15 protein-coding genes and 1 tRNA gene are annotated in these 23,727 nt (G+C 70.4%); 8 read left to right on the top strand and 8 right to left on the bottom strand.

Annotation, left to right across the window (positions count from 1 at the left end):
• The first annotated feature begins 1 nt into the window (after window position 1).
• The 3 genes from BM204_RS16250 to BM204_RS16240 are packed head-to-tail and all read left to right on the top strand — an operon-like array spanning window position 2 to window position 3,489.
• Window positions 2-757 (top strand): energy-coupling factor ABC transporter ATP-binding protein, encoded by a 756-nt coding sequence (locus tag BM204_RS16250; RefSeq protein ID WP_091115492.1) that lies wholly within the window; start codon window positions 2-4, stop codon window positions 755-757.
• Window positions 754-1,002 carry a DUF3618 domain-containing protein gene (locus tag BM204_RS16245; protein ID WP_091115489.1) on the top strand — a complete coding sequence of 83 codons (249 nt, stop codon included), beginning with the start codon at window positions 754-756 and terminating at the stop codon, window positions 1,000-1,002. Before BM204_RS16250 ends, BM204_RS16245 begins: the two co-directional genes overlap by 4 nt.
• A 60-nt stretch (window positions 1,003-1,062) precedes the next feature.
• Window positions 1,063-3,489: a penicillin acylase family protein gene (locus tag BM204_RS16240; protein WP_091115488.1), complete on the top strand. Its 2,427-nt coding sequence runs from the start codon at window positions 1,063-1,065 to the stop codon at window positions 3,487-3,489.
• Here the strand turns inward: BM204_RS16240 and BM204_RS16235 are convergent.
• Window positions 3,449-4,945 carry an MFS transporter gene (locus BM204_RS16235; RefSeq protein WP_218031260.1) on the bottom strand — a complete coding sequence of 499 codons (1,497 nt, stop codon included), beginning with the start codon at window positions 4,943-4,945 and terminating at the stop codon, window positions 3,449-3,451. The two genes, BM204_RS16240 and BM204_RS16235, sit on opposite strands and share 41 nt — an antisense overlap.
• A gap of 512 nt (window positions 4,946-5,457) precedes the next feature.
• Here BM204_RS16235 and BM204_RS23005 point away from each other — a divergent pair.
• Both BM204_RS23005 and BM204_RS22745 read left to right on the top strand, forming a co-directional pair.
• Window positions 5,458-5,643 carry a hypothetical protein gene (locus BM204_RS23005; protein WP_218031259.1) on the top strand — a complete coding sequence of 62 codons (186 nt, stop codon included), beginning with the start codon at window positions 5,458-5,460 and terminating at the stop codon, window positions 5,641-5,643.
• Window positions 5,640-7,217, top strand: coding sequence for a SpoIIE family protein phosphatase (locus BM204_RS22745; RefSeq protein ID WP_170259194.1), 1,578 nt, complete (start codon window positions 5,640-5,642; stop codon window positions 7,215-7,217). Before BM204_RS23005 ends, BM204_RS22745 begins: the two co-directional genes overlap by 4 nt.
• Before the next feature lies 1 nt (window position 7,218).
• Here the strand turns inward: BM204_RS22745 and BM204_RS16215 are convergent, their stop codons facing one another.
• From BM204_RS16215 to BM204_RS16205, 3 genes are all read right to left on the bottom strand, one after another.
• The gene (locus BM204_RS16215) at window positions 7,219-8,031 is read right to left on the bottom strand and encodes an SGNH/GDSL hydrolase family protein (protein ID WP_091115483.1); all 813 of its coding nucleotides are present in this window, start codon (window positions 8,029-8,031) and stop codon (window positions 7,219-7,221) included.
• 141 nt (window positions 8,032-8,172) lie between these two features.
• Window positions 8,173-8,248, bottom strand: a tRNA-Lys gene (locus tag BM204_RS16210).
• Window positions 8,249-8,327: 79 nt separating this feature from the next.
• Complete coding sequence (locus BM204_RS16205) at window positions 8,328-9,899, bottom strand: phytoene desaturase family protein (protein WP_246166309.1); 1,572 nt, start codon at window positions 9,897-9,899, stop codon at window positions 8,328-8,330.
• A gap of 106 nt (window positions 9,900-10,005) precedes the next feature.
• Between BM204_RS16205 and BM204_RS16200 the strand changes: the two genes are divergently transcribed.
• From BM204_RS16200 to BM204_RS16190, 3 genes are all read left to right on the top strand, one after another.
• Window positions 10,006-12,030, top strand: coding sequence for an ATP-binding protein (locus tag BM204_RS16200; RefSeq protein ID WP_170259193.1), 2,025 nt, complete (start codon window positions 10,006-10,008; stop codon window positions 12,028-12,030).
• A 70-nt stretch (window positions 12,031-12,100) separates the two neighbouring features.
• Complete coding sequence (locus BM204_RS16195; protein WP_091115607.1) at window positions 12,101-13,048, top strand: pirin family protein; 948 nt, start codon at window positions 12,101-12,103, stop codon at window positions 13,046-13,048.
• A gap of 23 nt (window positions 13,049-13,071) precedes the next feature.
• A complete protein-coding gene (locus BM204_RS16190; protein ID WP_091115479.1) occupies window positions 13,072-15,057 on the top strand; it encodes a penicillin acylase family protein in 1,986 nt (661 codons plus the stop codon).
• A 53-nt stretch (window positions 15,058-15,110) separates the two neighbouring features.
• On the opposite strand, the gene BM204_RS16185 is transcribed toward BM204_RS16190, so the two are convergent.
• From BM204_RS16185 to BM204_RS16170, 4 genes are all read right to left on the bottom strand, one after another.
• Complete coding sequence (locus BM204_RS16185; RefSeq protein WP_143099803.1) at window positions 15,111-16,064, bottom strand: DUF5995 family protein; 954 nt, start codon at window positions 16,062-16,064, stop codon at window positions 15,111-15,113.
• Between the two features lie 252 nt (window positions 16,065-16,316).
• On the bottom strand, window positions 16,317-18,137 hold the full coding sequence (locus BM204_RS16180) for a response regulator (RefSeq protein WP_091115474.1): 1,821 nt from the start codon (window positions 18,135-18,137) through the stop codon (window positions 16,317-16,319).
• Between the two features lie 296 nt (window positions 18,138-18,433).
• Entirely contained in the window at window positions 18,434-19,768 is a 1,335-nt protein-coding gene (ccrA, locus tag BM204_RS16175) for a crotonyl-CoA carboxylase/reductase (RefSeq protein WP_091115472.1), read from the bottom strand.
• Window position 19,769: 1 nt separating this feature from the next.
• The gene (locus tag BM204_RS16170) at window positions 19,770-23,708 is read right to left on the bottom strand and encodes a putative inorganic carbon transporter subunit DabA (protein ID WP_091115470.1); all 3,939 of its coding nucleotides are present in this window, start codon (window positions 23,706-23,708) and stop codon (window positions 19,770-19,772) included.
• Window positions 23,709-23,727 lie beyond the last annotated feature (19 nt).

Genomic DNA, 23,727 nt, shown 5'->3' with positions numbered 1-23,727 from the left:
GATGAGTGTGCCCGTCCTCGACGTCCAGGGCCTGGCCTACGCCTACCCCGACGGCCACCAGGCGCTCTTCGGCGTCGACCTCCACGTGCACCAGGGCGAGCGGGTCGCCCTGCTCGGCCCCAACGGGGCCGGCAAGACGACGCTCGTGCTGCACCTCAACGGCATCCTCGCCGCCGGTGCGGGCTCGGTCAGGGTCAGCGGCCTGCCGGTCGCCAAGGAGAACCTCCAGGAGATCCGGCGTCGCGTCGGTGTGGTCTTCCAGGACCCCGACGACCAGCTGTTCATGGGCTCGGTCCGCGCCGACGTCGCGTTCGGGCCGGCCAACCTCGGCCTCAAGGGGGCCGCGCTGGAGGAGCGGGTCATGACGGCACTCGACCTGGTCGGCATGGCCGACTTCGCCGCCCGCCCACCGCACCACCTCTCCTTCGGCCAGCGGCGTCGGGTCGCGGTCGCCACGGTGCTGGCGATGGAGCCGGAGATCCTGGTCCTCGACGAGCCGTCGTCCAACCTCGACCCGGCCTCGCGGCGCGAGCTCGCGGACATCATCCGCTCGCTCGACGTGACGGTCCTGATGGTCACCCACGACCTGCCCTACGCCCTCGAGCTCTGCCCCCGGGCCGTCGTCCTCAGCGACGGGCACGTGGTGGCCGACGACTCGACGTACGACGTGCTCACCGACGACGCGCTCATGCGCGCCCACCGTCTCGAGCTCCCGTTCGGCTTCGACCCCCGCGGCATTGATAGCCTTCCGCAGTGACCAAAGCGCAGTCTGACCTCGAGGCCGAGATCGAATCCACCCGTGAGCGGCTGGCGGTCACCATCGACCAGCTCCTCTACCGCTCTAGCCCCAAGACGATCGCGAGCCGCGAGGTGGCCCAGATCAAGGGGCACTACGTCGACGCGGCGACGGGCGAGCCCCGCACCGACAACATCCTCAAGACCGTCGGCGGTGTCATCGGGGTCATCGTGCTCTTCGTCGTGATCCGCAAGGTCGTCAACTAAACGCTGCAACACGTTGCAGTCCGGTCCGTAACCCTGGTCACACCACGGCGTTGAGCCGTCATGCTCCGACACCGCGTCACCGCTCTGTTCGCTGCCCTCACGCTGGTGCCGGGAGGTGCCGTCGTCGCCACGAGCGCCGGCGCGTCCCCGTCGGCCCCGTCCGCGGTGGCTGCTGCCGTGGTGCAGCCGAAGGCGCCGGCATATGCCGCGACGATCAAGATCACCGAGCACGGCATCCCGCACATCACCGCGAAGAGCTTCGGCTCGCTCGGCTTCGGGAGCGGCTATGCAGCGGCGTCGGCGTCGATCTGCACGCTGGCCGACACGCTGGTGACCGGGCGGGGCCAGCGCTCGCTCTTCTTCGGACCGCAGGCGCGCTACGACGACCAGGTGACGCTGGAGGCGTCCAACCTCCAGGTCGACGCGTTCGTGACCGACCTGCGCAACCGCCGCGTCGTCGAGAAGCTCCTGGCCTCCCAGGCCGGGCCCGGGCGTGAGGCGCGCCAGCTGGTCAACGGCTACGTCGCGGGCATCAACAAATACCTCCGCACCAACACCGTCACCGACCCGGCGTGCCGCAAGGCGGCCTACCTGAAGCCCGACGCCACCGCGGTCGACCTCTGGTACGGCGTCTACCTCGCCAACCTGCTCGCCTCTGCGGGGGTCTTCGTCAAGGAGATCGTCGACGCCGACCCGCCCTCGGCCGACGACCCGGGCCTGCCCGAGCTGCCGGTCCGCGCGTCGGCGGTCGACCGCGACGCGCTGCTCAAGGGACTGGGGCGCGACCCCGAGGCTCCGTTCGGCTCCAACGCGACCGCCGTCGGTGGCGCCGAGACCTCGACGAAGCGCGGGATGCTGCTCGGCAACCCGCACTTCCCCTGGCGCGGTCGCTACCACTTCACCCAGCAGCACCTCACGATCCCGGGGAAGTACGACGTGGCGGGGGCGTCGCTGATCGGCTCGCCGGCGGTCAACATCGGGTGGAACAAGGACGTCGCCTGGAGCCACACCGTCTCCACGGCCTACCGCTTCACGCCTTACGAGTACAAGACGCTCGGCCCCACGACCTACCTCACCGACGCCGGTCCGCAGGAGCTGCAGCGGCGCACGGTCAAGGTCCGGGTGAAGCGGGCCGACGGCTCGATCGGGACCGTGACGGAGGACCTCTACCGCACGCCCCAGGGCTACGTGCTCGACGCCCCGGCGTTGCTGATGCCCTGGAGCCCGACGAGCGTGTGGGCGTTCCGCGACGCCAACGGCGAGCAGCTGCGCACGATCGACACGTTCCTGAACATGGGGAAGGCGCGCAACGTGCGCGACCTGCTGCGTCGCCAGGACGCCGGAGGCGGCATGCCGTGGGTCAACACGACCGCCGCCGACCGCAACGGCGACGTGCTCTATGCCGACCACTCCGTGGTCCCGCACGTGACGAACGAGATGGCCCAGCGCTGCATGACGCCGGTCGGACGGGTGCTCAACGAGGTCGCCGGGCTGCCGGGCCTCGACGGCACCTTCGCCGACTCCTCCTGCGCCTGGGGCGCCGACGCCGACGCCCAGCGCCCCGGTATCTTCGGGCCCGCGAACCTACCGTCGGTGATCCGTCGCGACTGGGTGATGAACGCCAACGACTCCTACTGGCTGCCCAACCCGAAGTCCCGCCTCGAGGGTTACGACCAGATCATCGGCTGCGAGCGCTGTGAGCGGACCATGCGCACGCGCATGGTGTCCCAATACGTCATCGACCGGCTGCGGGGCAACCGCAAGGAGACCCCGTTGAGCTTCCGTGGGCACCAGCACGAGAACCGCCTCCGGGCCGCCGAGGTCATGCGGGCCGGCGGGGCACTCGACGACGTCTGTGCGCAGACCGGCGAGACCCGAGCGTGCGCCGTGCTGGCCGAGTGGGACGGCCGCTCCGAGATCACCTCGGTGGGCACGCACGTCTTCGAGGAGTTCGTCTCGCGGCTGCCGACGGTGCCGCTCGGCCTGGCCGACACCGTGTGGACCGTGCCGTTCTCACCCGCCGACCCGCTCAACACCCCGCGCGGGCTCGCCACCGACAACCCGCAGGTCGTGCAGGCGATGAGTGACGCGATCGCCTCGCTGCGTGCGCGCAAGATCCCGTTCGACGCGACCTGGGGCTCGCTCCAGGTGGCCGGCGACCGGGGTGCTCCCGCCCTGCCGCTGGGTGGTGGCACCGGCGACTCGGTGGGCAACGCCAACGCGCTGGCCTCGCGCAACCCCATGCAGAACAAGCAGAAATACCGCGCGATCACCTACGGCTCCTCGCACATCCAGGCGATCTCGTTCCTGGACGGCGGTCGGGTCGACGCGCGCACGATCCTGACCTACAGCCAGGACGAGAACCCGCGCTCGCGCTGGTCCAGCGACCAGACCGCGCTCTTCTCGCAGGGCCGCTGGGTCCGTTTCGCGTGGACCGATGCTCAGATCAGGAAGGACCTGGTGCGGTCGTTCGTGATCCGGAGCTGACGCCGGGTGCTCCGGGGAGGCTGGGTGCTCCGGGGAGGAAGGCGAGCTCGGCGTCGACGGCGTCCTGCAGCGGCCCCGCGGTGGGCTGGTCGCGCAGGTCGGGGATGAAGAGTGCGGCAGCGGCGGCGACGAGCATGCCGGCGCCCAGGACGAAGAAGCCGATCGTGTAGCCGCTCTCGTCGGGGATCCCGGTCGGCCCCACCTGGGCGGTGACGATGCCGGCCATCACCGCGGCGCCGACCGAGCCGCCGATGGTGCGGATGTTGGCGTTCATGCCGCTCGCCACCCCGGTCTGCTCCTGGGGCACCGAGGCGATCACGACGCCGGCGAGGCTGGAGAAGATGAGGCCCGAGCCCAGGCCCTGGAGCGTGGTGGCGGCATAGAGCTGCCACGTGACGTCGTGCCACAACGCGATCGAGACGAACGACGCGGCCGTCATCAGGGTGCCGGTCACGATGACCACGCGCGCGCCGACCGCGTGGATCAGTCGGGCGGTGAAGAAGCCCACCAGGAAGCTGGCGATCGCGGAGGGCACGAGCAGGAAGCCGGACTCCGAGATGGAGGCGCCGAAGCCGTAGCCCGCCGAGGAGGGCGTCTGGAGGAACTGTGGCAGGAAGCCGAACGCAGCGAAGATCCCGAAGCCCACGAACATCGCGACCAGGTTGGTCGTCCACACGCCCCGAAGCCGCATCATGCGCATGTCGATCATCGGCACCGGGACGCGGCTCTCGACGGTGACCCAGGTGGCCAGGCCGATCACGGCGAGGGCGAAGAGACTCAGGATCCGCGGCGACGACCAGCCCCAGACGTTGCCCTCGGAGAGCGCGAGCAGCAGGGCGACCAGCCACACCGAGAGGAGCACGGCGGGCAGGATCGGCAGCCGCGCCGGCGTGCGCACGGGGGACTCCGGCACGAACAGCCGGGCGGCGACGGCGGCCATCGCCGTGACCACCATCGGGATCCAGAACAGCCCGCGGAAGCCGAACACCTCGACGATCGGGCCGGCGATGACGATGCCGACACCGAACCCGACCGCGGTGAGCGAGGCGAGCACGCTCAGGGCCGTGGCGACGTTGTCCTTGAACTCGTCCCGGGCGATGCCGAAGGCCAGTGGGAGCACGCCGCCACCGGCTCCCTGCACCACGCGCGCGAAGATCAGCCAGCCGATACTCGGTGCGAGCGCGGCGAGCAACGAACCGAGGACCAGGGCGCACAGAGTGAGGACGAGCATCCGGGTCTTCCCGACCACGTCACCGATGCGGCCCAGCAGCGGCGTCGCGATCGAGGCGCTGAGGAGGTAGCCGGTCAGGACCCAGGTGACGGTCGTCTGGTCGGTCTCGAACTCGGCCTGGATGGTGGCGAGGACCGGGACGATCATCGACTGGAGCAGGGAGAACGACGACACCGACACCGCGAGCACGGCGAAGGTGGCGCTTCCGCGGCCGGGCCTGGACACAGTGGGCGCTCCTTCGGATAGTTGCCGAGTGCAACCAATCACCGAGTGTAGTGGAGCGTGGTTCATCCGAGCGACGGGGAGCGTTGGATCCACCACGCTCCCGTCCACAGCGCGCCGAACGGGCCTTGGCGCGGGGCCGGTGAGCTCGCAGAGTCCCGGAATGACCACGATCGAGGTGCTCCTGAAGGAACAGGACGGCGTCGTCTCGCGACGCCAGGCGCTGGCCGCGGGGCTCACCACGTCGATCACACGGGCGACCTGACCTGGCGGCAGCGCGCATGGGCAGCCGTCCTGTTCTCGTGGCCGGCCGCTCTCACGCTCGACTCCGCGATCCGGGCAGCAGAGGGGGAGCGGTGCGGGCACCGGGATGCCCTCATCCACGTCGTGGTCGAGCGGGACCGACACCTCGTCGCACCGGCCGGCGTGCGGGTCCACCGCTCGGCCGGCTTCGCGAGCCGGGTGCAGTGGAACCTCAGACCACCTCGCGTCCGCTACGAGCACGCGAGGTCGACATGGACCGCGACCTCGAGGCCGCGGCGGACGGCAGCGAGACCGTCCGGTTCTCCTACGGCCTGGTCTTCGACAGGACCTGTGCGACCGCCAGCCTGGTTGCGGCGGTGCTGCAACGCCGAGGCGTTCCCGCGGCCGGGCAGAACGGCGTATCGGAGCCCTCCCCCTCGGCTACATTGCGCCAGTGAGACCGCATCCCTTCGCCCAGGCAGGCGCCCTGAGGCCGGCGTACGACGCGGTCGACTGGGCGAGCACCCCGCTCGGTCCGGTGGACGGTTGGAGCCCGGCGCTTCGCAGCGCGGTCGACCTGAGCCTGAGCACCCGGTTCCCGGTGACGCTGCTGTGGGGACCCGAGCTGGTGCTGGTCTACAACGAGGGCTACACCGAGCTGATCGACGCCAAGCACCCCGACGCGCTCGGTCGGCGTTGCGAGGACGTCTTCCCCGAGGCGTGGGAGGTCATCGGACCGATGCTCCACTCGGTGCTGGAGACGGGCGTGCCGACCTATGTGGCTGATGCCCACCTGCCGCTCCAGCGCTCGGCGTTCCTCGAGGAGTGCTTCTTCACCTTCTCCTACTCGCCCGTGCGCGGTGACGACGGCCGGATCGAGGGCGTCCTCGACATCGCGGTCGAGACGACCGGCTACGTCATCGCCCGTCGCCGGCTGACCGTTCTCGCGCAGCTCTCCGACGCCCTGTCCTCGGCAGAGGACGACGACACCCTTGTGGCCCGGGCCCTGGAGGTGCTGGCGACGGACCCCGCCGACCTGCCCGAGGTGGAGCTGCGCCTGCCGGGTGCCCCGGTCCCGCCGGCGTCCCCCTTCGGCGCGGCGCCCGGCGTGACCGCCGGGACCGACCTGCACCTGGGGACCGACGGTCCGTCCCCGGTGGCGTGGCTCCCGCTCGCCACCGGCGGGATGCTGGTGGTCCGGTTGAGCGAGCAGCTGGAGCCGGGCGGTCTCTACCTCGACTTCCTGCGCCTGATCGCGGCCAACCTCGGCCAGACCCTGACCCGGGTGCGCAGCCTCGGCGCCGAGCGCGAACTCTCAGCGGCGCTCCAGCGAGCGCTGCTGACCCGACCCGCGGGCTCGCTCGGGCTCGACCTGGCGGTGCGCTACGTCCCGGCCTCCGACCTCGCCCAGGTCGGGGGCGACTGGTACGACGCGTTCCTGCTGCCCGACGGCAGCCAGATGCTCGCCATCGGCGACGTCGCCGGCCACGACCAGCGTGCGGCGGCCGCGATGGCGCAGCTGCGCAACCTCGTGCGCGGGGTCGCCCACACCCTGGCCAACGCCTCACCCGCCGCCGTGCTCACCTGCCTGGACCAGGCCATCGACCGTCTCGAGGTCGACGCGGTCGCAACGGCGCTCCTCGTGCGGGTCGATCGCTCACCGGAGGAGGGGGTGCACCCGCTGCAGCTGACCTGGTCCAACGCCGGCCACCCGCCGCCGCTGGTGCTCGAGCCCGACGGCCGCGTCCGCACGCACGACTCGCAGCACGACGTGCTGCTCGGGGCCGAGCCGAGCACGCCGCGCCGCGACCTCCGGTGCTCGCTGGAGCCGGGCGCCAGCCTGCTGCTCTACACCGACGGCCTGGTCGAGCGCCGCGACGCCAGCTTCGACGAAGGGCACGCCTGGCTGCAGGCCACGGTCGCCGGGCGCCAGGACCTGACGGCCGCGGAGCTCGCCGACCATGTCATCGGTCAGCTCGGGGAGCGCACCGACGACGACATCGCGCTGCTGGTGGTGCGGGCGCCGCAGTGACTCAGGCAGCCGGGCCGTGGTGTCCCCAGGGGAGCTCGTGGGTCCAGCCCAGGGCGGCGAGCACGCTGGGCAGCAGCGCCTTCGCGGTGCGTCGGTAGCCCGCGCTCGACGGGTGGAAGCGGTCGACCGCGAACATCTCGTCGGGCTGGGCGATGAAGAACGGGCCGACCACGTCGGCGAGGCTGACCGCGATGCCGCCCAGCTCGGTGGTCACCTCTCGCTGCGCCGTCGCCAGCTGTCGTGAGGCGCGACTGCCCAGGGAGCGCAGCGGCTGCGGCACCGCGGTGAGCATCCCCAGGTCCGGACAGGTGCCCACCACGACCGGGGTGCCGCGCTCGCGCAGCGCCCCCACCACCTCGGCCAGGTGGCGGCGTGACTCGGAGGTCTTGACCCGGTGCGTGATGTCGTTGCCGCCGACCACGATCACCGCCACGTCCGGGCGGTAGTGCCGCGGCAACGAGGTGAGCTGGGCGCGCAGCATCGAGCTCTCGGCCCCCACGAAAGCGGCCGTGTGCAGCCGGACGGCCCGGTGCGTGCTCTTCGCCAGCCTCCGGGCCAGCTGGGCGCCGAGCGTCTGCTTGGCGGTCTCGGCCCCGAGACCGGCCGCGATCGAGTCGCCCAGCAGCAGCAGCTCGATCGGGTCGCCGTACGACTTCTTGTAGGTGCGGTCCGCCGAGTGCGGGTCCTCACCGAGCGGCTTGCCGATCACCCGACGCGCGATCCGGGCCTGGTGCCGGAAGCCCTCACGCAGCGCGAAGACCAAGGTCGCGACCGCGCCGGCGACGATGCCCAGGGTGAGAAGAAGACGTCGCATCCTCTCACCATGCCCTGCCCGGGCGCCGGGACGGACATCGTGGGGTGTCCTGGAGGGGACCGCAGGGCGGCAAGGACCTGAACCGTGCACGGATGCACGAAGCCCCTGTCCAGCACGAAGGCTGTCCAGGGGCTGGGTGGGTGGTACGGCATCAGGGACTCGAACCCCGAACCCGCTGATTAAGAGTCAGCTGCTCTGCCAATTGAGCTAATGCCGCGCGGTGAAGCGACGCAGACATTACCAGCGCACGGCGGTCGGGAAAAATCGAGGGCCGAGTCGGCGCAATGTCGCAGGGCTCACCGTGACGCGAGCACGGCCTGGGCGGCATTGTGACCGCCGAGGCCGGAGACGGCGCCGCCGCGGCGGGCGCCGGAGCCGCACAGCAGGACGTGGGGGTGCTCGGTCTGGACGCCCCACTGCTGGGCGGGGGTGTCGAGGCGGGCGCGGTTGGCGGCCCAGGGCCACTCGAGGTCGCCGTGGAAGATGTGGCCGCCGGGCATCGCGAGGTCGCGCTCGACGTCCTGGGGGATCTTGGCCTCGATGCACGGCTCACCGTGGGCGTCGCGGGAGACACACCCCATGATCGGCTCGACTAGGTGCTCGTCGAGCGCGGCGATGGCCCGCTGCACGGCCAGCGCCTTGGCGCCCTCGGGGTCCTGCACGAAGAGCGACGCAGGGGTGTGCAGCCCGAAGTAGGTCAGCGTGTGGGTGCCGGCCGGCACGTCGCCGAGGATCGAGGGATCGGTCAGCGAGTGGCAGTAGACCTCGCCCGGCATCGTCGTGGGCACCCGCCCGGCGGCCGCGTCGTCGTACGCCGCCTCGAGCTGCGTGAAGTCCTCCCCGAGGTGGAGGGTCCCGGCGAAGGCGAGGGCGGGGTCGATGCCCGACCTCAGCGCGGGCAACCGGTCGAGCAGGAAGTTGATCTTGAGCTGGGCGCCCTCGGGCTTGGTGGCAAGATCCTCCTGCTCGCCGAGCAGGATCTGGAGCACCCAGGGTGCGACGTTGGCCAGGACCGTGCGTCCCATCACGGTGTGGGCGCCGCCTGCGTCGTGCCAGGTGACGTAGCCACCCTGGGCGACGGGCTGGATCCGGCTCACGCCGGCGTCGACGAGGATCTCGGCCCCGGCGTCGACGGCGGCGCGGTGCAGCTCGGTGGTGACCGCCCCCATGCCACCGATCGGCACGCGCCACTCACCGGTGCCGTTGCCGATCAGGTGGTAGAGGAAGCAGCGGTTCTGGATCAGCGACGGGTCGTGCAGCGAGGCGAAGGTGCCGATCAGGCCGTCGGTGCCGACGACGCCGCGGACGGTGTCGTCGCGGAAGCGCTCCTGGATGGTGGCGCCCAACGGGTTGACGACGAGATCGCGCCAGATCCCGGGATCGACGCGGTCGCGCACGGCGCGCTCGGCGGGCAGGGGCTCGGTCAGCGTGGGGGAGACGACGTGGGCCAGCTCGGAGACGTCGGCGTAGAACTCGCGCCACGCGTCGTACTCGTCGTCGGAGCCGGTGAGCTCGCGGAAGGAGCGCTGAGTGGCCTCACCCTCCTGGTGTTCGATGAAGAGCCCGCTGGCGCGGCCCTCGCGCACGACGGGGGTGTAGGACGCGGTCGCCCGCGAGGCCAGCGCGAGGTTGAGGCCGAGGTCGTCGATGACCCGGGTCGGGAGCAGCGAGACGAGATAGGAGTAGCGCGAGAGACGGGTCTCACGGCCCGCGAAGGCGGCGGCCGAGACCGCCGCACCGCCGGTGTGTGCGAGGCGTTCGAGGACCAGGACCGACAGGCCGGCGCGGGCGAGGTAGGCGGCCGAGACCAGGCCGTTGTGGCCGCCCCCGACGATGACGGCGTCGTAGTGCTTGCGTGCTGAGCTCACGCGAGCGAACCTACGGCACCGGTGTGACGCAGTCGCGTTCGCCCGCGGAAGCCGGCGGTGTGCGGTTTGATGCTCGTGGGAATCTACCTGGGGAGGGATGTCGCCGGTGCCCACGTCCTGGGTAACGCGTCTGTGGCTGGTGGCCGCGCTGATGGCGGTCTTCGGCTTCATCACCGTCTGGGGCGCGCCCGAAGGTGGTCGGGTGACCGGCATGTGGCCGGCCGGGCTGGCCACCGGCTGCCTGCTCCTGGCCCGTCGCCGGCACACGCGGGCGATCATCGCGGGCATCCTCGCGGTGGCCTTCCTGACGATCTGGCTCGGCGGACGACCGGCCGAGGTCGCGATGGGCTTCGCGCTCGGTAGCGCAGTCGAGGCGCTGGTGGTGTCGCGCCTCTTCACCGACGGCGTCGACGAGAAGCCGTCGCTGCGCTCCGACGACGACCTCCGGTCCTACTTCGGCTCCGTGGCCGCCGGCGGCCTGCTCGCCGCTGGCGCCGGGTTCGTCACCTCGGCTGCCACGGGGTGGGGCACGCCCGGCCTGGTCGCGGCCTCGATCGGCACCGCCCACATCGCCTCCAACCTCTCGTTGATCCCGTTCTTCTGCCGGCTCCCCAACCAGGAGTCCGTGGCCTCGCCCGGCGAGCGCGTGCTGCAGTGGCTCACGATCCTGGTCGTGACCCCGGCGGTGTTCCTGCCGCAGGACTTCCCGTCGGTCGTCTTCGCGGCGATCCCGGTGCTGGCGTGGGGCGCGCTGCGGATCAGCCCGCGGGAGTCGCTGGGCCAGCTGGTCGCCGTGCTGGGCTTCGCGATCATCATGACTACCGCCGGGCTGGGTCCCTTCGCCGACGTGCCCGCACGCTACGGCCTTCCGGTCGACTCGCGCGGCGTGCTGCTGGCGTCCTACGCGATCACCTGCGTGAGCATCGTGGTGCCGCTGATGATCCGGGTGGGCGAGCAGATCGCCACCGCACGCGAGGCCGCCGCCGAGCGGGACAAGGTGCAGCGGATCGTCGACGGAGCCACTGGCGTCGCGATCATCGGCGCCGACCGCGACGGTCGCGTGACGCTCTTCAACCCCGGTGCGCGGCTTTTGCTCGGCTACGACGTGGACGACGTGGTGGGACGCTCAACCCGGATGTTCCACGCCCGGACCGCGATCCGCGACAAGGCCGTCGAGCTCGGGGTCGAGGACGACTTCATGGCCGTGGTGCGTGAGCTGGTCCGACCGGGGCGCGCCGGCACGCACATGCGCTTCCTGCGCAAGGACGGCGTCGAGCGCACGCACACGATCACGCTGTCGCAGATCATCGACGACCGGGGGCGCACGACCGGCTACGTCAGCACCTCCGAGGACGTCACGGACCAGCTGACGGCACGACGGGCGCTCGAGGAGGCACTGGCAGCCGAGCGGGAGGCAGTCGACCGCCTTCGCGAGGTCGACGCGGTCAAGGACGCCTTCGTCTCCAGCGTCAGCCACGAGCTGCGCACCCCGATGACGAGCATCCTGGGCTACCTCGAGATGCTGGGGGAAGGTGCCTACGGTGAGCTCAGCGACGGCCAGGTCAACGCTGTGCGCCGGGTCTCGGAGAACACCACCCGCCTGCTCGGGCTGATCGACGACCTGCTGACGCTGTCGCGGGTCGACAGCGACGGCTTCGTGCACTCCGACCGGATCTTCGACCTCACCGAGGCGGTGCGTGAGTCCTACGAGGTCGTGGCCCCGGGGTGGAGCGCCCGTGACCTCGACGTGCGCCTGACGCTGCCCGACGAACCGGTCCCGCTGCTGGGGGAGCGGGACATGATCGAGCGGGTCGTGCTCAACCTGCTGAGCAACGCGGTGAAGTTCACCCCCGACGGTGGGGCGATCCGGCTCTCGCTCGGCGTCGACGGCGACGAGGCCGAGATCGTGGTGAGCGACAACGGCATCGGGGTGCCGGCGCAGGAGCAGGACCGCCTCTTCACCCGGTTCTTCCGCTCCACGCTGGCCCAGAAGCAGGCCATCCCCGGCAGCGGCCTGGGGCTCTCGATCACCCGCGCGATCGTCGAGCAGCACGGTGGGCGCATCGACTTCACCAGCAGCCAGCCCGACGGCGGTACGACGTTCCGGGTGCGGCTCCCGGTCGTCACCTGACCGGGCGGCCAGGAATATCAAAGATTCAACTACCGTTGCAGCAAGTGACTTCGTGAAGGAGGTGGGCACCGTGCCCGCAATCACCGTTGACGACCTGACCGCCCTCGATCGCCTCCGCCCGCCCGGGCTGGGCGACCAGCCCCGACCGGTGTGGCAGGTCAGCACCGCCCCGCAGGGCTTCGAGGGCGAGGGCTTCCCGGTGCGCCGGGCCTTCGCCGGCATCGACCTCAAGCACCTCGACCCGTTCATCATGATGGACCAGATGGGCGAGGTGGAGTACGCGCCGGGCGAGCCCAAGGGCACCTCGTGGCACCCTCACCGCGGCTTCGAGACCGTCACCTACATCATCGACGGGACCTTCGACCACCAGGACTCCCACGGCGGTGGCGGCACGATCACCAACGGCGACACCCAGTGGATGACCGCAGGGTCCGGGCTGCTGCACATCGAGGCGCCGCCCGAGTGGCTCGTCCAGTCCGGCGGGCTGTTCCACGGCATCCAGCTGTGGGTCAACCTGCCGCGCGACGCCAAGATGAACACTCCGAAATACCAGGACATCCGCTCCGCTGAGGTGCAGCTCCTGACCTCGGCCGACGCGGGCTCGCTCGTGCGCGTCATCGCCGGCAGCGTCGATGGCCACGACGGCCCCGGCGCGACGTTCACCCCGATGTCGCTCGTGCACGCGAGCATCGAGCCCGGCGCCCGGCTCGACCTGCCGTGGGACGTCGACTTCAACGCGCTCGTCTACGTGCTCAACGGCTCCGGCGGCGTCGGCGTCGACGCGCAGCCGATCCACACCGGACAGTCGGCCGTGCTCGGCGCGGGTGACTACCTCACCCTCACCGCCGACCCGGGCCAGGAGCGCCGCTCGTCGAGGCTCGACGTGATCGTCGTGGGTGGCCGGCCGATCCGCGAGCCGCTCGCGTGGGCGGGTCCGTTCGTCATGAACACCAAGGCCGAGGTGCTCCAGGCCTACCAGGACTTCCAGAAGGGGTCCTTCGGGCACGTGCCCGGCTGACACTGCGACTACGGTCGTGGCCCATGGCCAGGATCTACCGTGACGCCTGGGGCGTCCCTCACGTGCGCGGCACCACCGCGCTCGACGTCGCCCATGGACAGGGTGAGGTCACCGCACGCGATCGCGCCTGGCAGCTGGAGTGGCAGCGGCGCCGGGCGACCGGCACCAGCGCCGAGATCATGGGGGCGAGCGCGCTCGGCTGGGACGTCCTCGCCCGGCGCACCCTGATCGCCCACACCGCGCGCCGGGCCCACGACCACCTGGGCGCCGAGGCACGAGCCTTCGTGTCGTCGTACGTCGACGGGGTCAACGCCGGCCTGGACGCAGTCGGGTCGGGGGCCCCGGAGCTGCGGGCCCTCGGCGTCGAGCCGCAGCCGTGGGAGGAGTGGACGCCGCTCGCGGTCTTCCTCGTGCAGCACCTGCTCTTCGCCAACCTCGGCGCCAAGCTCTGGGCCCAGCGTGCCCGGGAGGTGCTGGGGCCCGACGCGGCGCTGCTGTCCTACGAGGGACCTGCCTCGAGCGGGAGCAACGCCTGGGCCGTCGGGGGCGACCGCACGGCCTCCGGTCTGCCGCTGATCGGCGGAGACCCGCACCGGGTGCTCGAGTCGCCCGGTGTCTATCAGCAGGTCCGGCTGGCTTGCGAGGACCCCGAGGACCCGTTCGACGTCGTCGGGTTCGCGTTCCCCGGTGTGCCCGGCGTGCCGCACTTCGCCCATGCGGGCGACGTGGCCTGGGCGATCACCAACGCCAGCGCCGACTACCAGGACATCTACGCCGAGCCCACGCCGTACGACGTGGTGGAGCGGTGGGTCGAGACCGTCGCCGTCCGCGACGGTGACCCCGTCGACGTCGAGGTCGTCGTGACCCCGCGGGGGCCGGTCTTCGAGGACGGGCTGAGCCTGCGGGCCGCCTCCACGGTGCTCGGTGACCTCGGCTTCGACGCGCTCCTGCCGCTGCTGCGTGCGCGCACCGTCGACGACGTCGACCGGGCGCTCGACGCGTGGGTGGAGCCGGTCAACAACGTGGTGGTCGCCGACGTGCACGGAGACGTGCGCTACCGGCTCGCCGGGCGGGTTCCCTTGCGGGCGGAGGCCAACCGTCGCGGCGTCGTCGACGCCCGCGACCCAGCGACCGCGTGGACGGGCTGGCTGGGGGACGTCCACCGGGTCGATGCCGGACCGGATGGGCAGGTGGTGACCGCCAACGAGCGCCGCGGGCCCGAGAGCGACCTCGTGGGCTCGGCGTTCGCCCCGCCCTACCGCGCCGACCGCATCGCCGCCCTGCTCGGCTCGCGCACCGGCCTGACCGGTGAGGACTTCGCCGCGATCCACGACGACTCCTACCTGGCGACCGTCGCGCCCCTGGTGGCCCTCGTGCCCGGAGCCTTCGACGGCTGGGACGGTGTGATGGACGCCGTGTCCACTCAGGCCGCCCGCTTCGCGGCCTACCGCTCCGCACTCGTACGACGCGTCGCGGCCGAGCCGGTCCTCGCGCCCCTGCACGAGCCGCGGCACGATCCGGCCTTCCGCTCGTCACTCGACGTGACGACCCGCATCGGGCTCGCGCTGGCCCACCTCGCTGCCCACGGGTCGCCGTACGAGATCGACCTGGCGGGGCTCGCCCGCGCTGCGCTCGCGGAGGCCGATGCCGAGATCGCGGCCGACCCGGGGAGGACCTGGGGCGACACCCACGTCTTCGCGCCGCTGCACGCCTTCGACCTCGCGCCGGGTCGGCTCGAGGCGCCGCCGGTGCCGCGTGTGGGCATGAGCGGCGACCAGGACTGCGTGCGCTGCACCGGTTCGCTGCCCGGCGTCTCCGACGAGGTCTACCGCGGCGCTGTGGCCCGCTATGTGTGGGACCTCGCCGACCGTGCCGCGAGTGCCTGGATCGTGCCGCTGGGTGCCTCCGGAGACCCCCGCGACCCTCGCCACCACGACCAGCTGACGCGGTGGGCGGAGGGCACGCTGGTGCTTGTGGTCACGGACTGGGAGCGTCTCGAGGAGGACTGATCAGCCCGCCGCGCGCTGCGGTGGCACCCCGATCGACTGCCTTTCGCCGTTCCTCAGTAGGCGTAGCCCCACGCGGTTGCGTAGCCGAAGGCGTACGCGACGGGTGGTGCGTCTGCTTTGTGTGCCGCGCAGTAGGTGTCTCGTGGCACGGTCGAGGTGAGCAAGGGGACGTAGGACTGCGTGGCCAGGATGCCCTGTGCCACCGTGTTGGCCTGCGCCTCGATGTTCGCTGCGACGAGTGCGCGAGCCTGTGGGCTCGGGGCCGAGACCAATGCTTCGGCGTTGCGCCAGGCATTTTCCCGCCAACCGGAGACCATCTGGAACAGCGCTGCGTTGCTGATTCCGTGCGGGTCAGCGGTGTCATCGATCGATGGGTCGAATCGGGCGGCGAACTCGGCGATGAGCGGGGCGGTCGCCTGGTACAGCCACGCCTCGACTGCGGTGTAGTCGACCTTTCGAGACGAGCCGTCGGGGGCCACGAGGCCCACAGCGGCCATGACGTACGGCAGGTCGCGGTTGATGTGGGCGTTCATTCCCAGGAGCAGATCGCCGGTGCCGCTGACCAACTTGTTCTTCGCGGCGTCCAGCGCGGTCAGCCAGGACTGCGGGACGGCTGAGCGGTTGCCGGACTGCCAGTTGTAGTAGGAGTCGGTGTAGTAGCGGGCGAACACAGCGTCGACGTGGTTGAAGTACGACACGTCCTGGTAGTAGCCCGGCATCGCCCGTGTGTATCCATAGAGCTGGGTCATCCGCACATAGGCGCGAGCGAAGATCGCGTTGTGGCTGCAGGTGCTCGCAGTGTCGTCGGCGATCCGGCTCTGTTCCTTCAACGTCGCGTTCAGGCAGTTGGATCTCCCAGCGACGCAGTCGTTGTCGCTGCTGGGGATGTACTCGTCGGTCCATCCTGCGAGGTGGGAGGACCACGGAACGTAGGGGACGAGGTCAGCGCGCGCCGGGCCCGCCGTCGTGGCGACGGTCAGCAAGGAAGCGACGACAACAGCAGACACCGCTCCAACAGCCGATCGGAACTGACGGATGACGGATCTCGCGTGCATGTGGCTCCCTCCCAAGGGCACGGGTGCGCGTAGCGCCAAATTCTGGTGGGATTTACTCGCCTTGTCTGTGGTCCGAAAGGACCAGGACGCCGACCCGATCGCTGGGCGCGTAGTCAAAGCTGACTAAGGGCGGTGCGATCGCGCAACGCTGCGCACGCGAGCCGGAGGATCAGCACCTCGGATTCAACGTCGGTGGAGGACTGATTAGCCCGCCGCGCGCTGCGGTGGCACCCCGAACGGCAGGGTCTTGTCGATGGCGCGCATCAACTCCTCCAACCCTCCACCTTTCTGCACGAAGCGGGACGCGCCGAGGGCCAGTGCCTGGTCGCCCAGGCGGTGGTCGAAGCCGGACAGCACGATCACCTTGGCCCTCGGGGCGTCGGTGAGGATGTGTGGCAGTGCCTCGAGCCCGTCCATCTCGGGCATGGCGAGGTCGAGGAGGACGAGGTCGGGCTGCATCTCGAGGGCCAGCCGGATCCCTTCGCGTCCCGTGGCTGCCTCACCGACGACCTGGACTCCTTCCTTGCGATCGAGGAAGAGCCGGACCAGCATGCGCATGTCCTCGGAGTCATCGACGATCAGGACCCTCCGATCGCTCGTCACCGGCGCGACCACGACCGGCGTTGGATCGGGCCCGGCGGCGGCTTCAGTCCTGCCGCGCAGGGTGGTGGCGCTCTGGCGCACGAGGTCCCCGGGCTTGAGATCTTCACCGTCCAGGGGCTCGAGGAGGTCGTTCATCATGGCCCGGGCCGAGGCGAGGGTGAGCTGGACGTACTCCGCGGCGGTGCTCACGTTGGAGTCTTCGAGGCAGTACACGGACGCGGTCAGGCCCTGGATGATGTTGTCGTTGATCTCCACTGCCTGTCGGCGGCGCACCTGCGCCTCTCCCAGGCTGACAGCCAGCGCCTCGCTGGCGAGCCGGGGTGTGGCGTCGCGCACGAAGACCGCGACGAGGTCGTCGTCGACTCCTGGATTCAGCTCGGTGGTGAAGACATCCAGCGTGAGCTCCTGACCCTCGAGCCCCTGCCCTGGGACACCGAGACTCTCGGCGCCTTCGACGTGCACGAACCTGTCGAGGGGCAGACCGACCGGGTCGCCGCCCAGAAGGGCACGCCCTCGGTCGTTGGTCTGCACGACCAGGCGACCCTGGAGCACCATGATCGCGTCTCTGCTCGATTCCACCAGGGCCTCGAACCGGGCGCTGACCCGCGCGACCTCCTGCTCGGAGAGGACCAGGTCGGTGATGTCGATGCAGGTCCCACGCATCCGGACCGGCGTCCCCGTCGCGTCCATCAGCACCTGCCCGTTGGAGGAGAGGTAGCGCGTCTCCCCGGTGGGACGCTGCACCCGCTCGATCATCTGGTAAGGCTCCCCGGAAGCGTAGGCCTGCTGGTGGATCGCCATGATCCGCTCGCGGTCGTCGGGATGGAGGTGGGAGATGAAGCGCTCATAGCTGGCGTTGAAGGACTGCGGTTCGTGACCATAGATGCGGTAGAGCTGGTCGGACCACCGGTTCGTGTCGCTGGCGATGTGCCAGTCGTAGTCGCCCATGCCGGCGAGGTGCTGGGCGTTGTCGACGCGTTGCGTGAGGTCCGCGAGATCGGCAGCCGACTGCGCCCCTCTCACAGCCGTCTCGAGCAGTGCGCCCACCAGGTCGAGAAGGTCGCTGCGCGTCGCGTCACGGTGGTAGGTGAGCACGAGCACGAGCGGCCCGGGTTGTCCTGAGAGCCTGTGCGCCAATGCTGTGCTGACGCCACCCTCGCGCCAGCTGCTGGGAACCGGGAGGTCGCGCCACCCCGGGTGCTCGTCCGCCATGTTGCTGGAGAGGGCGTCGCTGGGAAGCTGCGCACCCGCGTGGGCAACCACCTGCACGTCCTCGACCTGACCGCGCAGGACGTACGCCGAGCCGGCGCCGGTCACCTCGAGGACCAGCGGAAGCGAGCGGGTCAGGAGTGTGGCGACGTCCGGCGGATGAACGCATCCATCGGCGAGCTGGGAGAGCAGGCTCTCGGGTGCGATCTTCACGATGGTCTTCCCTCATCTCTTCGGCCGCGGTAGCACGCTCCGAAGTTCGCGAATCCGCTGACTACATCCCCAAAAATCTAGTCCTCACCGAACGAGATCAGGACGAAAGTAGTGTGAAGAACTTGTTCATGTTCGCCGGCGTCGTGGGGAGCGGGTGTGTCCGACCAACGGTGTCAGCGGCGTTCTCCCTGGACCGGTCATCAGTGACTCCATCTCGCCAACCCGCAGGTCTGTGTGTCGAACCACTTGCACCGGTGTTGCGAGAGTCCCTGGGGAGCCGGTCAGGGGGCCACCGTTCAGACGCCGCGGAAGCGGTTGATCGCGTCGAGGTGCTGGGCGCGCATCTCGTGGTCGCGGACGCCGAGGCCTTCTTCGGGTGCGAGGCAGAGCACGCCGATCTTGCCCTGGTGGAGGTTGTGGTGCACGTCGAGCGCGGCCTGACCGACCTCCTCGAGGGTGTAGGTGCGCGAGAGGGTGGGGTGGATCATGCCCTTGGCGATGAGGCGGTTGGCCTCCCAGGACTCGCGGTAGTTGGCGAAGTGTGAGGAGATGATCCGCTTGAGGTTCATCCACAGGTAGCGGTTGTCGTACTCGTGCATGTAGCCCGAGGTCGACGCGCAGGTGGTGATGATGCCGCCCTTGCGGGTGACGTAGACCGAGGCGCCGAAGGTCTCGCGGCCGGGGTGCTCGAAGACGATGTCGATGTCTTCGCCGCCGGTGAGCTCGCGGATCTTGGCGCCGAGGCGCTTCCACTCCTTCGGGTCCTGGGTGTGCTCGTCCTTCCAGAACTGGTAGCCCTCTTCGGAGCGGTTGATGATCAGCTCCGCACCCATCGAGCGGGCGATGGCGGCCTTCTCCTCGTTGGAGACCACGCAGATCGGGACGGCGCCACCGTTGAGGGCGTATTGGGTGGCGAAGCCGCCGAGGCCGCCGGAGGCACCCCAGACCAGGACGTTGTCGCCCTGTTTCATGTTGCCGCCGTTCTTGGAGACCAGCTGGCGGTAGGCGGTGGAGTTGACGAGGCCGGGCGAGGCCGCCTCCTCCCAGGTCAGGTGCGCCGGTTTGGGCATCAGCTGGTTGGACTTGACCAGCGCGATGGTCGCGAGGCCACCGAAGTTGGTCTCGAACCCCCACGTCCGCTGCTGGGGGTCCATCATCGAGTCGTCGTGGCCGTCGGAGTCCTCGAGCTCGACCGAGAGGCAGTGCGCGACGACCTCGGTGCCGGGCTTCCACTTCGTCACGCCGGGGCCGGTCTTGAGCACGACGCCGGACAGGTCGGAGCCGACGACGTGGTAAGGCAGGTCGTGGCGCTTGGTGAGCTCGGAGATCCGGCCGTAGCGCTCGAGGAAGCCGAACGTGGAGACGGGCTCGAAGATCGAGCTCCACACGGTGTTGTAGTTGATCGCCGAGGCCATGACGGCGACGTAGGCCTCGCCCGGGCCCAGCTCGGGCAGAGCGACGTCGTCGAGGTGCAGCGACTTGCGGGGGTCCTTGTCACGCGCTGCGAGGCCCTCGAACATGTCGACCTCGTCCTTGTGGAGCGTGACGGCCCGGTATGACGGGGGCAGGTCGAGCGCGGCGAAGTCCTCGCTCGTGGCTTCGGCACTGATCGCGTCAAGAATGTGCTGCACGTCATCCCCTCCTGAGGGCGAACGGAGAGGTGCTGATCACCTGCGGCAGGCGTGCTTGCGGCAGTAGCGTCCGCCACTCGAGGTCGGGGCCCAGCTCGTGGGCACCCTGGTCGATGGCGACGAAGGTGGCCCACTGGTGCTCGGCGAGCTGTCGGAGGCCGACGTGGTTGCGGATGCTGGTGAGGATCGCGTCCTTGTCCGCAGCGACGATCACCAGGTGCCGCACCGGGTCGTGCGCACCATGGGGGCTCGGGAAGTCGGTCGGCGAGTGCTCGAAGAGTGATTGCCAGGGCAGGCCGAGCCGAAGGTCCCCGTGGGCTCCGGCCAGGACACCCACATCGCCGACGACGTTGAGGGTGGTCTTGTCACCGGCGCCGAACACCTCGTGCGCCGTGGTGGAGAACTGGTACTGGGCGCTGATCCACTGGCTCACGACGACCGGCGCAGCCATCAGCTGGTCGAGGACCTGGTGGTCGATGTCCTGGGACCGTTCATAGGAGTGCAGAAAGACCTGGCCGCCCAGATTGAGCCCGGTGGTCATCCAGCGCGGGGCGAGGATGATCGCTCGGTTCCCGGCCAAGCCCCACTCGGGGGTGGGCTCGGACCAGTCGGTGGAGCGTCGGGTCGCAGCTCTGCGCGCGGCCCCACCGGACGCGGCTCGGCGGACCCGGGGCAGCCGCGGCACTCGCTCCTGAGCTGCGCGTCGACCCGCTTCGGCGAGAGCTCCACGTGCCTCGTCCAGGGCCCCCACGTGGAGCGGATGCCGGTGCTGACCGTCAGCTCCTTCCGGGGCGAGCTCGATCAGGTCTGTCGTGGTGTCGTGGACGGCGGCCATGGCCAGAGTGGTGGCAGGCACGTCGATCCCACGACCACGCAGACGCTGACGCACGTCCGGGTCGTTCATGGCTTCGGCGAACAGCCTCGCGTTGACGAAGCCAGAGTTCGCCCCGCAGGCGCCGCACTGGTAGGTGGAGCGGTGAGCGTTGTTCTCGGCGCTGGCAGCATGACCCACGACGAGGACCAGCGGCGCGAAGTCATCGACCAGTCCGACCGCGCGCAGGGTTCCCTCGATGGCGGCGACCTTGGTTTCGGTGTCGGTCGACCAGAGCGGGGGCGCCATGAGGTCGGAGCCATGCACCCAGGCGGACCATGTCCGTTGGGCACTGGTCGGCCAGATCGAGGAGACCGCGGAGACCACTGCCGCTGCCCCACCGTAGGCCTCTGCGCTCAGCAAGGGGACAGCGGGAGTGGAGCTGGTCCCGCTGACGGCCCGATGCAGGATCTGTCGCAGGCTCCGTTGCTGGATGTCACTCCGCGACTCCGACGAAGGGACCAGGAGGACCGGGCACTGGTCAGTGGAGTGTCCGTCGTGCCGGTGGCGCGTCGCAACGCCGAAAAATCCGGCGACGCCGAACGTGTGGTGTCTGCCCAGAGCCTCGACGTGCCGACGGACCCGCTCGGACCGGACGTCGATGCACCAGAGGGACTGGGTCTGAGCCGCTTGTCCCTGCCCGGGTGCGGGTGATCGTCGCCCCTCGGCATGGACCAGGGCCGGCAGCAGCGACTGCTGCACCGTGAGCTCCAGGGCACGCTGCCACACCAGCCGGTGGTCATCACCGAACTCGGCGCCGCCGGCGGGCTCGAGCTGCGGGCGAACATCGAGCGCAGTCCCGCCGGCCGACCCCGCGTGCAGCAGGTCAAGCGCCATCCGGAGCGCCACCAGCTCCAGCAACGCCTCCGTCTGACCTTGCTCGCTGCGCCATCGCGCGTGTGCTGCCCAACCCGGCGCGGTGACGAGCAGGCGAATGACGTAGCCCACGAGGCTGGGTCCCGGGATCGAGGCGGCACTCGTCATCGCCGCGATCGCGGCCAGCGGGGCGCTGGGCAGGGCCTTCACGAGGCGGTCGACACCGCGTAGTCCCGCCGAGATCGGGTAGACGTGACCTGCGGCCGCGGCGCGCCAGAGCTGCCACGGCCCTGGCCCGGTCGCGCTCGACTGGGCCCACGCCCGTTGGCACCACCAGCTCGCTTCCTGGTCGACGCGGCGTGCGGCACGCTCTGCGCAGACTCGATCGGGCAAGGCTTCGCAGAGCCGGGGGACCACGCCGGACCGGAGCGCCGTCGTCGACGAGGACGGTTGGTCTCGCAGGGCCTCGCTGGAGGTGATGAAGTCGGCCAGGTTGACGGGGGTGGGGAAGCAGCCGGGGTGGCCCGCCTCGTTCAGTGCCTCCAGGAGTGCCGCGGAGGTGATGCCACCCTCGGCCCATTGGCGTAGGAACCAGTCAAGCTGGGGCAGCAACTCGGCGCCGTGGTGGCGGCGGGCGACTCCGACCGCGTCGGCAAAGGGGATCGACTCCAAGGGCGCGACGGGGTTGACCGCCACCGAGGAACCGAGTGGCCACGCGGCGCCGACGACACGGCGGGCGACCTGGACGGCGAGCGCGACGTCGGCGTCTGTGAGGGCGCGCTTTCCCGGAGCTTCGGATGGGGCGCTGACATCGGGCCAGCGGGCGTCCTGGCGTCGGGTGAGACCGGGGGAGACCGCGCACAGCAGCAGCGCCACGGCGATCGGTCCGGTGGGACGGCGCTGCAGGTCGATCGCCCCGGCCCAGGCGGTGATCAGTGCCGCAGCAACCAGGGCGAGCAACAGCGCTGCCGGCAGGTCGGGCCACCCTTGACCCGCCACGACCAGGCCGCCCGAGACGGACTGCTTCCAGAGCGCCACGATCCACAGCGCTCCGGCTGCAGCGGCGCCGATCACGACCCCAGCGCCGGCCCGCTTGACCTGGCCCGCACGGTCAACGGCGGCGAGCTGGAAGCCGCCTGTGAGGGCGAAGAGCACTGCCAACCCGACGGGGAGCAGCCCGGCCGGACCTGACGCCTCAACCAGATCCACGGCGGGAGGAGTCCCTACCGCCAGGCCGACCGCGAGCGGCAGGCCCACGAGGAGCGTGGACCGTCGATCTCCTCGTACGAAGGTCGACGTGGAAGAGCGCTGCACTGCACCACCCGCGCGAAGGAAGAGCCACGACTTCCACGCCCCGTGGCCGATGACGTGGAGCAGTGCCGCCGCAGGGAGGGCCAGGCCCAGCTGGATCGCGACGAAACCCATCTGGGTCGTGGTGGAGCAGGCGAGCCGGCCCTTGACGTCATCGCGAGCGTTCATCGACCACGTGCCGATCACCAACGCGGTCGCACCGAGCAGGACCAAGGCGCCCAGAGCCGGGCGTTGGGTGGCCAGGAGAGGCCACAGGAGCAGGAGCAGGACGCCGCCGCCGTTGACGACACCGGCATGCAGGAACGCAGAGACCGGGGAGGGGGCCTCGGTCGTCTCGAGGAGCCAGCGCTGGGTCGGAGGGAGTGCGGAGCGGGTGACGAAGGCGATCACCAGAAGCGCAGCCAGCACGAACCCGGTGCCGTGGTCGACCTCCGCTGCTGACGAGGTCAGGTCGGCGCGGTCGAGGGACGGGAGGGTGTACGCGGCGACCACGACGAGCGTCCACACGGCGGCGTCACCGACGGCGAGCGAGCGGCGCATCCCGGAGGCGGCGCGGCGGGCGCCGGCGTTGGCAGGGTGACCCACCAGCCACGAGGCGGCCAGTCCACTCAGCGTCCATCCCAGCGCCATCACCGGAAGGCTGGCGCCGCCGATGAGGAGGGCGAGTGCCAGAAGGGCGACGGTGAAGGCGTAGCCCAACCGGGGCACCCGGTGCTGCCCGGACAGGTTGGTGAGGGAGTAGGTCGTCACCACCCATCCGAGGGCGCCGACAAAGCCGTACAGCAGGGTGGCAGTGAGGTCGAGATGCAGGCCGAGGGAGATTCCCGCGACCTCCGGTCCGACGTTGAGCGGGCCTCGGCCCGTGGCCAGGTGAACGCCGGAAGCGGCCGCCAGCACCAGGAGAACGGTGGCGGCTCGACGGGACAGCCGAAGTGTCGTCATAAGAAAGAAGATACACGAA

It is taken from the genome of Nocardioides psychrotolerans (genome assembly GCF_900113685.1).
Classification (GTDB): domain Bacteria; phylum Actinomycetota; class Actinomycetes; order Propionibacteriales; family Nocardioidaceae; genus Nocardioides; species Nocardioides psychrotolerans.
This window is presented reverse-complemented; position numbering and strand designations above follow the sequence as displayed.